The organism is Escherichia sp. E2661 (assembly GCF_004745185.1).
Taxonomy (GTDB): Bacteria; Pseudomonadota; Gammaproteobacteria; order Enterobacterales; family Enterobacteriaceae; genus Escherichia.
The window spans coordinates 1-13,121 of record NZ_PDIG01000015.1; the positions used below are offsets into that span (position 1 = coordinate 1).

Here is a 13,121-nt window from a genome sequence, read left to right on the forward strand (position 1 = left end):
GCAACAGTTGTAGGCCTGATAAGACGCGACAGCGGCGCATCACGGCGCTGATTGCCGGATGCGGCGTAAACGCCTTATCCGGCCTACATTCGGCAACGGCTGTAGGCCTGATAAGACGCGACAGCGTCGCATCAGGTGCTGTTTGCCGGATGCGGCGTGAACGCCTTATCCGGCCTACATTCGGCAACAGTTGTAGGCCTGATAAGACGCGACAGCGGCGCATCAGGCATTGATTGCCGGATGCGGTGCAAGCACCTTATCCGGCCTACATTTGGCAAGGTTTACCTGGGCGTTAACCTTCTCCCATAAGGGAGCGGGAATTAAAACAATCCCTACATTACCTCTGGAGAATCTGTGATGAATGGTACGATTTATCAGCGGATAGAAGACAATGCGCATTTCAGGGAGTTAGTCGAAAAACGGCAACGGTTTGCCACCATCCTGTCGATTATTATGCTGGCAGTTTATATCAGCTTTATTTTACTGATCGCCTTTGCGCCCGGCTGGCTGGGCACCCCGCTGAATCCGAACACCAGCGTTACACGCGGTATTCCCGTTGGCGTTGGGGTCATTGTTATCTCCTTTGTTCTCACTGGTATCTACATCTGGCGGGCGAACGGCGAATTCGACCGTCTAAATAATGAAGTCCTGCATGAGGTACAAGCATCATGAAAAGAGTTCTGACGGCGCTTGCCGCCACACTCCCTTTCGCAGCTAACGCCGCGGATGCTATTAGCGGGGCCGTTGAGCGCCAGCCAACAAACTGGCAGGCGATTATTATGTTCCTGATTTTCGTCGTGTTCACGCTCGGCATTACCTACTGGGCGTCAAAACGCGTACGTTCTCGTAATGACTACTACACCGCAGGCGGCAATATCACTGGCTTCCAGAACGGGCTGGCGATTGCCGGGGACTATATGTCTGCCGCCTCATTTTTGGGGATCTCCGCGCTGGTGTTTACTTCCGGCTATGACGGGCTGATCTACTCGCTGGGCTTCCTGGTGGGCTGGCCAATAATTCTGTTCCTGATTGCTGAACGTCTGCGTAACCTGGGCCGCTATACCTTTGCGGATGTGGCTTCTTACCGCCTGAAACAAGGGCCGATTCGTATTCTTTCGGCTTGTGGTTCTCTGGTGGTGGTGGCGCTTTACCTTATCGCCCAGATGGTGGGCGCAGGTAAACTTATCGAGCTGCTGTTTGGCCTTAACTATCACATTGCCGTGGTGCTGGTCGGCGTGCTGATGATGATGTACGTTCTGTTCGGCGGCATGCTGGCGACCACCTGGGTACAGATTATCAAAGCCGTTCTGTTGCTGTTCGGTGCCAGCTTTATGGCCTTTATGGTGATGAAACACGTCGGCTTTAGCTTCAACAATCTGTTCAGCGAAGCGATGGCGGTACACCCAAAAGGTGTCGACATCATGAAACCGGGCGGACTGGTGAAAGATCCGATCTCAGCACTGTCGCTGGGGCTTGGACTGATGTTTGGTACGGCTGGCTTGCCGCATATTCTGATGCGCTTCTTTACGGTCAGCGATGCCCGCGAAGCGCGTAAGAGCGTGTTCTACGCCACCGGGTTTATGGGCTACTTCTATATCCTGACCTTTATTATCGGCTTCGGCGCAATCATGCTGGTTGGTGCAAATCCGGAATATAAAGACGCGGCGGGCCATCTGATTGGTGGTAACAACATGGCGGCAGTTCACCTGGCCAATGCGGTGGGCGGCAACCTGTTCCTCGGCTTTATTTCAGCGGTTGCTTTCGCCACTATCCTCGCGGTGGTTGCGGGTCTGACGCTGGCAGGCGCTTCCGCGGTTTCTCACGACCTGTACGCCAACGTCTTCAAAAAAGGCGCAACCGAACGTGAAGAGCTGCGAGTATCGAAAATCACCGTGCTGATTTTGGGCGTGATCGCCATTATCCTCGGCGTGCTGTTTGAGAATCAGAACATCGCGTTCATGGTGGGCCTGGCGTTTGCCATCGCCGCGAGCTGCAACTTCCCAATCATTCTGCTTTCCATGTACTGGTCGAAGTTGACTACTCGTGGCGCAATGATGGGCGGCTGGTTAGGGCTGATTACTGCGGTAGTACTGATGATCCTCGGCCCAACGATTTGGGTACAGATCCTCGGTCACGAAAAAGCCATCTTCCCGTACGAATACCCGGCGCTGTTCTCAATCAGCGTGGCATTCCTCGGCATCTGGTTCTTCTCGGCAACCGATAATTCAGCGGAAGGGGCGCGCGAGCGTGAACTGTTCCGTGCGCAATTTATCCGTTCCCAGACCGGCTTTGGCGTTGAGCAGGGCCGCGCGCATTAATCTCCACTAGCCTCTGGTCACCTGACCAACGGTAAAAAGGTGCGATGTACTGCACCTTTTTACCGATTACACCGCCAAAGCGTTATTGGTTCTCTTCAATTAACAACGCTTCCAGCAGATCGAGATCGTGTAGCAACTTTTGCAGCGTTTCGTTGCTGATCTCCCGCGTGGCGCGCAGGTGATAAAGTTCCGCACGTTCAGAACGCAACGCCGCCAGACGGAAGCGACGCTCCAGGTTCTCTTCCTGGACAGAACTTTCAACGTCGTTTCGGCCGTCGGCGCGACGACGCAGGTTACCGATGACGCGAGAGCTGACTTCGGTAAGCAGCTGGTTGTCGATATTCTCTTCAGTGTCCGCCGCCAGTCGCTCTTCCATTTTCTGGATCGCCACAATCGCCACTTCTGCCGTTGCCGCGCGCGCAATGCGTTCCTCTTTCAACTGCTGAGAATGATCTGCGACTTCAATGTGTTGCAGCAGAACAGGCAGCATCACCACGCCAACAAACAGCGAGAAGAGAATGACGCCAGCCGCCAGAAACACCAGCTCATAACGCGCCGGGAAGACGTTGCCATCCGGCAACAGCAGCGGAATAGAGAGCACACCAGCCAGGGTGATAGCCCCGCGAACCCCGGCAAAAGACGCGATAAGAATTTCTCGTGTGGTCCACGAACCAAACTCCATCGGTTTCTTCTTCAGGAAGCGGTTACTGAACTTTTTCATCGTCCACAGCCAGCCGAAACGGACCAGCATGAGCGCTGCGTAAATCAAGATGATGTCGGTAAACAGCATCCAGATTTCGACGTTCGGGTCGATCTCTGCCGCCATCAGCGACGTCTCCAGAATGCCCGGCAGTTGCAGGCCCAACAGCAAGAACACCATGCCGTTAAAGACAAACTCCAGCATCGCCCAGGTGCTGTTCGCACGCAGACGCATCGCCAGCGGCGCACGGCGCATCACGCCTGAACGGGTAATGGTCATCCCGGCAGCAACTGCCGCAAGGATACCGGAAACGCCAATATGTTCGGCAATCAGATAAGAGGCGAACGGCAGCAGGAACAGCAGGACTATCTGTGTCGCAGGTTCATCGCCGCCCCAGCGGCTCAGGAAGCGCAGCGAGCGACCATATAGCCAGCTCACCACAAACCCCGCGAGAATACCGCCGATCGCGACTTTCATAAATTCGACCGTCGCACCGCCAACAGTGAAGATCATGGTCCCCATCGCGACTGCCACGGCAAACTTCAACGACACCAGGCCGGAGGCGTCATTCATCAACGCTTCGCCCTGCAAAATGCCCATGATTTTTTTCGGTATTCGCCCTTCGCCAACAATCCCGGAGAGCGCCACGGCATCGGTCGGAGAGAGCACCGCCGCTAGCGCAAAGGCCGGAATTAGCGGAATGCCTGGCACCACCCAGTAAATGAGGAAGCCAATGCCGACTACGGTGACTACCACCAGCGCCAGCGCAAGACCGAAGATCTCCCGACCATGTTCGAGAAATTCACGGGTCGGCGTTTTCCAGCCATCAGCAAAGAGCAGCGGCGGAATAAACAAAACTAAAAAGAGTTCAGGATCAAACTCCACATGCAAACCAAACGTCGGCCACGCCAGTAGCGCACCAATGGCGATTTGCATAAGCGGAAGCGGGATCTGAAAGGGCATGACACGAGTGACCACCCCGGACAGCGAAACCACGAGGGTCATTATCAGTATGGTAAAGAAGATTTCCATGCGTTCCCTGTTTGCGATGTTTTATGGTTTGAGAAAGGCGTTATGCCTGAATTCTCAGTTTTTTCAGAATATCGCAAAAGCTCACACAATGTACGGAGAAAATAAAAACGGGCAGCCATTGCCACCCGTTTTCAGAATCTTATTAAAGATTAGATAGCCCAGCCACCCGCGTAGAAGGTCACCAGTGCCGCGGCGATAACAACCGTACCAATGTTCAGCTTACGCCATTCGCCAGAAACCAGACGCCCAATCACCAGGGTAGCGAAACCGATCATAATGCCGGTCACGATGTTACAGGTCAGCACAATGAATACCGCCGTCACCAACCCCGCCATCGCATCGACAAAATCAGCAAAGTCGATTTTCGCCACGTTGCTCAACATCAGCAGGCCAACATACATCAGCGCCGGAGCCGTTGCGTAACCTGGAACAAGGTAAGAGAGCGGAGAGAGGAACAGAATCAGCAGGAACAGCACGCCAACGGTGATTGCCGTCAGACCGGTTTTACCACCCGCTGCCGTACCCGCCGCAGACTCGATGTATACCGCGGCCGGAGCCGCCCCCACCAGGCCTGAGAAAACGCTGCTCAGGGAGTCGGTGGTCAGCGCTTTGCCGCCATCAATGATCTGCCCGTCTTTATCCAGCAGGTTCGCCTGACCGGCGACTGCACGGATGGTTCCGGTCGCATCAAAGACCGCCGTCATCACCAGCGCCAGTACGCTCGGCAGTACCACCGGATTCAGCGCGCCCATAATATCCAGGCTACCAATCAGCGAGTTACCATTTTCATCGCTCAATGACGGCATAGCGAAAACGCCGGAGAAATGAACGTTAGGATCGAAGATCAGGCCCACAATCGAGATACCGATAATGGTCAGCAGAATGCCGCCCGGCACTTTCAGTTTTTCCAGACCGACGATCACCGCCAGACCTACCAGCGACATAATAACCGGGAAGGTGGCGAAATCACCCAGCGCAACCGGCAGACCGTCGAGCGGATTTTTAATGACCAGGCCAACACCATTCGCAGCAATCAGCAGCAGGAACAGGCCGATACCAATCCCCGTACCGTGCGCCACACCGTGTGGCAAGTTGCGCAAAATCCAGCTACGGATACCCGTTGCAGAAATGACTGTAAACAGCACCCCCATCAGGAACACGGCGCCCAGCGCGACCGGAACGCTAATATGCTGCCCCAGCACCAGGCTGAATGCAGTAAACGCGGTCAGGGAGATAGCGCAACCGATAGCCAGCGGCAAATTGGCCCACAGCCCCATCGCGATAGAACCAATTCCGGCAACCAGACAGGTCGCAACAAAAACTGCTGCTGGTGGGAAGCCTGCTTTACCCAGCATGCCCGGAACGACGATGACCGAGTAGACCATCGCCAGAAACGTTGTTAACCCGGCAACCACTTCCTGACGGACAGTGCTTCCACGTTGTGAAATTTTAAACCAGGCGTCGAGTGAACCGCCGGTACGCGCTGATGGCGTAGACATAGAAAACATCCCCTGAGAGTTTATTTTTCGTCAAGATGCGTGGCGGACAATCCCCTGCCAGCGAAACGTTATCTTCCTGCTCCAGGTTTGCGACAATGTGGGGCGTCGCAAAAAAGCAAACGTTTAGCTCCGCGCATACAAAACGGGTGGTAAAAAAAAGCAAACGATTATCCGGCGATCATAGCGGCTTTTTCAACCGAAGTTTGCTGCTTTTTTCCCTTTTCTTGTATTGACGATGAAAAACCAGGCAATTGATGCGCAAACGTTATCGTCGATGCGCAAAATTACGGCATTTGTAGGTAGCTTGTAGCGAAGAGTTGCAGTAAAAAACCGTGCAAGATGGCAAAAATATTGCGGCTAAAAAACGTCTTTTTGCACTGGCGAAGATACGGAGGCGGCATACAATTAAAGTATCAACACCAACCGGAACCTCCACCACGTGCTCGAATGAGGTGTGTTGACGTCGGGGGAAACCCTCCTGTGTACCAGCGGGATAGAGTGAAAGACAAAGACCGGAAACAAACTAAAGCGCCCTTGTGGCGCTTTAGTTTTGCTCGTCTTCCAGCAAACGCGCGCCAGTACCTTCTTCCCCTAAGCGGTCGCCCGGGTTACGCAACGGGCAGTCGCTACGCGAAAGGCAGCCGCAGCCAATACAACCGTCCAGTTCATCTCGCAGAGCCACTAAGGTATGAATGCGCCGATCTAATTCTTCTCGCCATTGCGAAGAAAGCTGCTTCCACTCTTTGGCGCTTAATGTATGCCCTTCAGGCAACACACCAAATGCTTCACCAATAGTCGCCAATGGAATGCCAATACGTTGAGCAATCTTGATAATCGCCACATATCGCAACACATCACGCTTATATCGTCGCTGATTGCCGCTATTTCGAATACTGGTAATCAGCCCTTTGCTCTCATAGAAATGCAGTGCAGATACCGCTACCCCACTGCGTTTCGCCACTTCGCCTGGGGTGAGCAAGGCTTTAATGCGGGGTAATTTCTTTTCCATAAATCGCTTTACCTCAAGTTAACTTGAGGAATTATACTCCCCAACAGATGAATTAACGAACTGAACACTGAAAAGAGGCAGATTTATGTCCCATCAGAAAATTATTCAGGATCTTATCGCATGGATTGACGAGCATATTGACCAGCCACTGAACATTGATGTCGTCGCCAAAAAATCAGGTTATTCAAAGTGGTACTTGCAGCGGATGTTCCGCACGGTAACGCATCAGACACTTGGTGATTACATTCGTCAACGCCGCCTGTTACTGGCTGCCGTTGAGTTGCGCACCACCGAGCGCCCTATTTTTGATATCGCAATGGATCTTGGGTATGTCTCGCAGCAGACCTTTTCCCGCGTTTTCCGTCGGCAGTTTGATCGCACTCCCAGCGATTATCGCCACCGTATCTAGAATTATTGCCCGCACATTAACTCATGTGCGGGTAATTTCCCTGTCCATTCCATAAACATTTGCGGCGGCATCGCCTTTGCAAAATACCAGCCCTGGCAATAACGCACGCCGCGTTTGCGCAGCCAATTAACCTGCTCCGACGTTTCTACCCCTTCCGCTATCGTTTTTAGCCCCAGACTGTGCGCCAGTTCAATGATGTGTTCCGCAATCAAATGGCTGGTTTTGTGCGTGGTCAGCGTCTCAACAAACGATTTATCGATTTTCAAAATATCGATATTCAATGAATTAAGGTTGTGTAAGTTGGAGTAGCCAATACCGAAGTCATCAATCGCAACTTCATAACCGGCCTGACGGAAAGCATGAATAATCGGCGTCATTTTGGTGACATCAAGAAACGCATGTTCAGTGACTTCAAATTTAATTTGCTGCGGACGCACCGCGTATTGCTCTATTTTCTGATTGGTTCGCGCAATTAAACGCGATGTATGAAAGTCGGAGGCCGACAGGTTAATAGAAACATAGCGATCGGCATGTGTTGCCAGATACGCCCCCAGATCGCTGAATACATTATCAATAACATAATCAGTGACTAACTCAATCATCCCCTCTTTTTCCGCCAATGGGATAAACTCTGCCGGACTCATCACTTGCCCCTGGCCACCTGGCCAACGTAGCAACGCTTCAGCGCCAATACATTTTTCTGTTTTGATATCGATAATTGGCTGGTAATAAAGACAAAGCTGTCTTTTTTCGAGGGCGCGTTGCAATTTGCGTTTGGGTGACTGGTACTCCTGGCTAATCCGCAACCAGAGTAACAGTAGTACCAGACTGCAAAAAATACCTGCAGGCAAAGCAAAGATAAGATGATTATAAAAATGAGCGATAAGACGTTTATTTGAAATGGCAACAATGGCCGCTATCGGGCGTTTTGTCGAATGTACCATTGCATACAAATGACCATTTCGTTGCACCGTTAAATCATTCAGATGAATTAACGGAGTAAACGTTTCAGCCGAGGCCTGATTACTTAACGAAAAAAAGGTTTTCGTCACCGTATCATACACGCCCCATTGCAGCGTCGGATCGTCAGATATCACCTCACTCCAGAATAAAGGATTGATGACCGCCACATAATTACCCCGCTGCATATAAGTCATTTTATAACCGGAGAAAAAAGGGGTATCGCGGTAATAATAGATAGAAATGTCAGGGTCACGCTTATAATCCGCGGGGGCGATCATATATCCGTCAGCGGGAGCGATAAGCGAAGAACATAAAAAATGGTTATCCTGGGCATATATCAGTTCATTGATATAAAGGTAGCCACGAATAATATTCAACATTCGCTTCTGATGATCCGGAGTACAAACTTGCCCCTGATAGCGTTTCGCTTCATCGCTCGCTGAATCTGCCTGTTGAATGACCAGCTCGGATTTATCCAGCGCCAGTTGGGCAAAGACACGAAGCTGATTGTTCACTTCTGATTTTGCCCAAATGAAGGCAATCCATAGTGACAGGATGATGGGAAGGAGTGCTACAAAGATAATGCCCGGCAACGCCAGCAATTTGTGTCGTGCACGATGACTCATTTATATCAATTCCCTGTCTGGTTATAGCTGGTCATTGCAAGGTGAAAACCCTGGCCACCGACGACGTTAGATAAATCTTACGGTATAAATAGCACTTTTGCCTGATTTGAAATTGATACCTTTATAATCGTTGTTTTAATAAAAATAACACGCTGATATCAAAAAGAATTTACTAAAAAATGCGGGTCAGTCAGGAATGTACGATATTTTGTATTTCCACGACGCCACTGAAAAACCACAAAATAAGCACGCTAATAAAAATAGTGACTCTATCTGGCTAACAAACAACCAATTGTGATATAGTTCACAAAAATAATGAAACACACTAATTGTTTCATTTTGGTATCTTGTAAGCCCCATGATAGCCAGAGTGCATCACACCTCCCGTGAACAACACCGTGCTGTCCAGGGCATCAGTTATTTTCAGAGGAAATGTTCGATGGCTACCCTCACCACTGGCGTGGTTCTTCTTCGCTGGCAGCTTCTTAGCGCCGTACTGATGTTTATGGCAAGCACGCTCAACATCCGTTTTCGGCGGTCTGATTACGTAGGGCTCGCGGTGATCAGTAGTGGCCTGGGCGTTATTTCCGCCTGCTGGTTCGCGATGGGACTGCTCGGAATCACAATGATGGATATTGCCGCAATCTGGCACAATATTGAGTCGGTAATAGTGGAAGCCACAAATCAGGCACCGCCACAATGGCCGATGATTTTGGTGTGATATGCAGAAGCCTCCATTATGGAGGCTTCTTTTTTATCCCTGGCAGATGCGTTAATCATCTACCTTAAAACAATATAATCTATTGTTTTAAAACAAAATCAGAATGGGATATCGTCATCGAAATCCATCGGCGGCTCGTTAGACGGCGCTGCCGGAGCGGACTGCTGCGGACGAGACTGCGCGCCGCCGCTAAACTGATTGCCACCCTGCGGCTGCTGAGGCTGACCCCAACCGCCCTGCGGCTGACCACCGCCCATATTGCCACCTGCCGGAGCGCCACCGCCCTGACGGCCACCCAGCATCTGCATGGTGCCGCCAACGTTCACCACGACTTCTGTGGTGTAGCGATCCTGACCGGATTGATCGGTCCATTTGCGGGTACGCAGCTGACCTTCGATATAAACCTGAGAACCTTTACGCAGATATTCGCTGGCAACTTCCGCCAGCTTGCCAAACAGCACAACGCGGTGCCATTCAGTCTGCTCTTTCATCTCGCCGGTCGCTTTATCACGCCAGGATTCGGAAGTAGCCAGCGTAATGTTGGCAACTGCGCCACCATTTGGCATGTAGCGTACTTCCGGGTCCTGACCCAGATTACCAACGAGAATAACCTTGTTTACGCCTCTGCTGGCCATGTTCATGTCTCCTGAAAAAAAAACGTTCTAATAAGTGTAAACGCGCGATTGTAGCATTACCAATAGCGGTTTTACTATGTTGTGACCTCGGTTCCGCTAAACAATTCTGGTCAAACATTGTTACATAGCGCTCTGGGTTTCGCATTCCAACACTGTATATTCATTCAGGTCATTCTGTGTCATAATTAACCGTTTGTGATCGCCGGTAGCACCATGCCACCGGGCAAAAAAGCGTTTAATCCGGGAAAGGTGAATGGATAAGATCGAAGTTCGGGGCGCCCGCACCCATAATCTCAAAAACATCAACCTCGTTATCCCCCGCGACAAACTCATTGTCGTGACCGGGCTTTCGGGTTCTGGCAAATCCTCGCTCGCTTTCGACACCTTATATGCCGAAGGGCAGCGTCGTTACGTTGAATCCCTTTCCGCCTACGCGCGGCAGTTTCTGTCACTGATGGAAAAGCCGGACGTCGATCATATTGAGGGGCTTTCACCCGCCATCTCAATTGAACAGAAATCGACGTCTCATAACCCGCGCTCCACGGTGGGGACAATCACCGAAATCCACGACTATTTGCGTCTGCTGTACGCTCGCGTCGGTGAGCCGCGCTGCCCGGACCACGATGTGCCGCTGGCGGCGCAAACCGTCAGCCAGATGGTGGATAACGTGCTGTCGCAGCCGGAAGGCAAGCGTCTGATGCTACTCGCGCCAATCATTAAAGAGCGCAAAGGCGAACACACCAAAACGCTGGAGAACCTGGCAAGCCAGGGCTACATCCGTGCTCGTATTGATGGCGAAGTCTGCGATCTTTCCGATCCGCCGAAACTGGAACTGCAAAAGAAACATACCATTGAAGTGGTGGTTGATCGCTTCAAGGTGCGTGACGATCTTACCCAACGTCTTGCCGAGTCGTTTGAAACCGCGCTGGAGCTTTCCGGTGGTACTGCGGTAGTGGCGGATATGGACGACCCGAAAGCGGAAGAGCTGCTGTTCTCCGCTAATTTCGCCTGCCCAATTTGCGGCTACAGTATGCGTGAACTGGAACCGCGTCTGTTTTCGTTTAACAACCCGGCGGGGGCCTGCCCGACCTGTGACGGCCTCGGCGTACAGCAATATTTCGATCCTGACCGTGTGATCCAAAACCCGGAACTGTCGCTGGCAGGTGGTGCGATCCGTGGCTGGGATCGCCGCAACTTCTATTACTTCCAGATGCTGAAATCGTTGGCAGATCACTATAAGTTCGACGTCGAAGCACCGTGGGGCAGCCTGAGCGCGAACGTGCATAAAGTGGTGCTGTACGGTTCTGGCAAAGAAAACATCGAATTCAAATACATGAACGATCGTGGCGATACCTCCATTCGTCGTCATCCGTTCGAAGGCGTGCTGCACAATATGGAGCGCCGTTATAAAGAGACGGAATCCAGCGCGGTACGCGAAGAGTTAGCCAAGTTTATCAGCAATCGCCCGTGTACCAGCTGCGACGGAACACGTCTGCGTCGGGAAGCGCGCCACGTGTATGTCGAGAATACGCCGCTGCCTGCTATCTCCGACATGAGCATTGGTCATGCGATGGAGTTTTTCAATCAATCTCAAACTCGCTGGTCAGCGGGCGAAGATTGCGGAAAAAATCCTCAAAGAGATTGGCGATCGTCTGAAATTCCTCGTTAACGTCGGCCTGAATTACCTGACACTTTCCCGCTCGGCAGAAACACTTTCCGGCGGTGAAGCCCAGCGTATCCGTCTGGCGAGCCAGATTGGCGCGGGCCTGGTTGGTGTGATGTACGTGCTGGACGAACCGTCTATCGGCCTGCACCAGCGCGATAACGAACGCCTGCTGGGTACGCTTATCCATCTGCGCGATCTTGGTAATACCGTGATTGTAGTGGAGCACGACGAAGACGCGATTCGCGCCGCTGACCATGTGATCGATATCGGTCCGGGCGCAGGTGTACACGGCGGTGAAGTGGTCGCGGAAGGTCCGCTGGAAGCGATTATGGCTGTGCCGGAGTCGTTAACCGGGCAGTACATGAGCGGTAAACGCAAGATTGAAGTGCCGAAGAAACGCGTTCCGGCAGATCCGGAAAAAGTGCTGAAGCTGACTGGCGCACGCGGCAACAACCTGAAAGACGTGACGCTGACGTTGCCGGTCGGTCTGTTTACCTGCATTACAGGGGTTTCAGGTTCCGGTAAATCGACGCTGATTAACGACACACTGTTCCCGATTGCCCAACGTCAGTTGAATGGTGCGACCATCGCCGAACCGGCACCGTATCGCGATATTCAGGGACTCGAGCATTTCGATAAAGTCATCGATATCGACCAAAGCCCGATTGGTCGTACTCCGCGTTCTAACCCGGCGACCTATACCGGCGTGTTTACGCCTGTACGTGAACTGTTTGCGGGCGTACCGGAATCCCGCGCGCGCGGTTATACGCCAGGACGTTTCAGCTTTAACGTCCGTGGCGGTCGTTGCGAAGCCTGTCAGGGCGATGGCGTGATCAAAGTGGAGATGCACTTCCTGCCGGATATTTACGTACCGTGCGACCAGTGCAAAGGTAAACGCTATAACCGTGAAACGCTGGAGATTAAGTACAAAGGCAAAACCATCCACGAAGTGTTGGATATGACCATCGAAGAAGCGCGTGAGTTCTTCGATGCCGTACCGGCGCTGGCGCGTAAGCTGCAAACGTTGATGGACGTTGGCCTGACGTATATCCGCCTCGGGCAGTCCGCAACCACGCTTTCCGGCGGTGAAGCCCAGCGCGTGAAGCTGGCGCGTGAGCTGTCAAAACGCGGCACCGGGCAGACGCTGTATATTCTCGACGAGCCGACTACCGGCCTGCACTTCGCCGATATTCAGCAACTGCTCGACGTGCTGCATAAACTGCGCGATCAGGGCAACACCATTGTGGTTATTGAGCACAATCTCGACGTAATCAAAACCGCCGACTGGATTGTCGACCTGGGACCAGAAGGCGGTAGCGGTGGCGGCGAGATCCTCGTCTCCGGTACGCCAGAAACCGTCGCGGAGTGCGAAGCATCACACACGGCACGCTTCCTCAAGCCGATGCTGTAATCGTTAAGGCCGCTTTCTGAGCGGCCTCAGATTATTGACAAAGTGCGCTTTGTTCTTGCCGGATGCGGTGTGAACGCCTTATCCGGCCTACAAAAACATGCAATTTCAATATATTGCAGGGATTGCGTAGGC

At 52.2% G+C, this 13,121-nt stretch carries 9 protein-coding genes and 1 pseudogene; 5 read left to right on the top strand and 5 right to left on the bottom strand.

Annotation, left to right across the window (positions count from 1 at the left end):
* Nucleotides 1-357: 357 nt before the first annotated feature.
* Nucleotides 358-672: a DUF485 domain-containing protein gene (locus CRI63_RS08180; protein WP_001337746.1), complete on the top strand. Its 315-nt coding sequence runs from the start codon at nucleotides 358-360 to the stop codon at nucleotides 670-672.
* Entirely contained in the window at nucleotides 669-2,318 is a 1,650-nt protein-coding gene (gene actP, locus CRI63_RS08185; RefSeq protein ID WP_000832550.1) for a cation/acetate symporter ActP, read from the top strand. The genes CRI63_RS08180 and actP overlap by 4 nt, the downstream gene beginning before the upstream one ends.
* Before the next feature lie 82 nt (nucleotides 2,319-2,400).
* Here actP and CRI63_RS08190 read toward each other — a convergent pair whose 3' ends face one another.
* The 3 genes from CRI63_RS08190 to soxR all read right to left on the bottom strand — a co-directional run bounded on the left by CRI63_RS08190 (nucleotide 2,401) and on the right by soxR (nucleotide 6,558).
* Nucleotides 2,401-4,050 (bottom strand): Na+/H+ antiporter, encoded by a 1,650-nt coding sequence (locus CRI63_RS08190; RefSeq protein ID WP_130205832.1) that lies wholly within the window; start codon nucleotides 4,048-4,050, stop codon nucleotides 2,401-2,403.
* Nucleotides 4,051-4,199: 149 nt separating this feature from the next.
* Complete coding sequence (gene ghxP, locus CRI63_RS08195) at nucleotides 4,200-5,549, bottom strand: guanine/hypoxanthine transporter GhxP (protein ID WP_130205830.1); 1,350 nt, start codon at nucleotides 5,547-5,549, stop codon at nucleotides 4,200-4,202.
* Nucleotides 5,550-6,093: 544 nt separating this feature from the next.
* Nucleotides 6,094-6,558 (bottom strand): redox-sensitive transcriptional activator SoxR, encoded by a 465-nt coding sequence (soxR, locus tag CRI63_RS08200; protein ID WP_000412428.1) that lies wholly within the window; start codon nucleotides 6,556-6,558, stop codon nucleotides 6,094-6,096.
* 85 nt (nucleotides 6,559-6,643) lie between these two features.
* Here soxR and soxS point away from each other — a divergent pair, with 85 nt between their 5' ends.
* Nucleotides 6,644-6,967 (top strand): superoxide response transcriptional regulator SoxS, encoded by a 324-nt coding sequence (soxS, locus tag CRI63_RS08205; protein WP_000019357.1) that lies wholly within the window; start codon nucleotides 6,644-6,646, stop codon nucleotides 6,965-6,967.
* A gap of 2 nt (nucleotides 6,968-6,969) precedes the next feature.
* Here soxS and CRI63_RS08210 read toward each other — a convergent pair whose 3' ends face one another.
* Nucleotides 6,970-8,556: an EAL domain-containing protein gene (locus CRI63_RS08210; RefSeq protein WP_135519190.1), complete on the bottom strand. Its 1,587-nt coding sequence runs from the start codon at nucleotides 8,554-8,556 to the stop codon at nucleotides 6,970-6,972.
* 439 nt (nucleotides 8,557-8,995) lie between these two features.
* Here CRI63_RS08210 and CRI63_RS08215 point away from each other — a divergent pair, with 439 nt between their 5' ends.
* Nucleotides 8,996-9,277 carry a YjcB family protein gene (locus CRI63_RS08215; protein WP_135385191.1) on the top strand — a complete coding sequence of 94 codons (282 nt, stop codon included), beginning with the start codon at nucleotides 8,996-8,998 and terminating at the stop codon, nucleotides 9,275-9,277.
* 98 nt (nucleotides 9,278-9,375) lie between these two features.
* Here CRI63_RS08215 and ssb1 read toward each other — a convergent pair whose 3' ends face one another.
* On the bottom strand, nucleotides 9,376-9,912 hold the full coding sequence (gene ssb1, locus CRI63_RS08220; RefSeq protein ID WP_104919864.1) for a single-stranded DNA-binding protein SSB1: 537 nt from the start codon (nucleotides 9,910-9,912) through the stop codon (nucleotides 9,376-9,378).
* 253 nt (nucleotides 9,913-10,165) lie between these two features.
* On the opposite strand from ssb1, the pseudogene uvrA reads away from it, so the two are divergent.
* Nucleotides 10,166-12,989: pseudogene (gene uvrA / locus CRI63_RS08225) on the top strand (excinuclease ABC subunit UvrA).
* The last annotated feature ends 132 nt before the right edge of the window (nucleotides 12,990-13,121 follow it).

Excerpts from the sequence above, each read along its gene's own strand:
- CRI63_RS08180 (WP_001337746.1), top strand. The coding sequence starts at position 358 with ATGAATGGTACGATTTATCAGCGGATAGAAGACAATGCGCATTTCAGG.
- actP (WP_000832550.1), top strand. The coding sequence starts at position 669 with ATGAAAAGAGTTCTGACGGCGCTTGCCGCCACACTCCCTTTCGCAGCT.
- CRI63_RS08190 (WP_130205832.1), bottom strand. The coding sequence starts at position 4,050 with ATGGAAATCTTCTTTACCATACTGATAATGACCCTCGTGGTTTCGCTG.
- ghxP (WP_130205830.1), bottom strand. The coding sequence starts at position 5,549 with ATGTCTACGCCATCAGCGCGTACCGGCGGTTCACTCGACGCCTGGTTT.
- soxR (WP_000412428.1), bottom strand. The coding sequence starts at position 6,558 with ATGGAAAAGAAATTACCCCGCATTAAAGCCTTGCTCACCCCAGGCGAA.
- soxS (WP_000019357.1), top strand. The coding sequence starts at position 6,644 with ATGTCCCATCAGAAAATTATTCAGGATCTTATCGCATGGATTGACGAG.
- CRI63_RS08210 (WP_135519190.1), bottom strand. The coding sequence starts at position 8,556 with ATGAGTCATCGTGCACGACACAAATTGCTGGCGTTGCCGGGCATTATC.
- CRI63_RS08215 (WP_135385191.1), top strand. The coding sequence starts at position 8,996 with ATGGCTACCCTCACCACTGGCGTGGTTCTTCTTCGCTGGCAGCTTCTT.
- ssb1 (WP_104919864.1), bottom strand. The coding sequence starts at position 9,912 with ATGGCCAGCAGAGGCGTAAACAAGGTTATTCTCGTTGGTAATCTGGGT.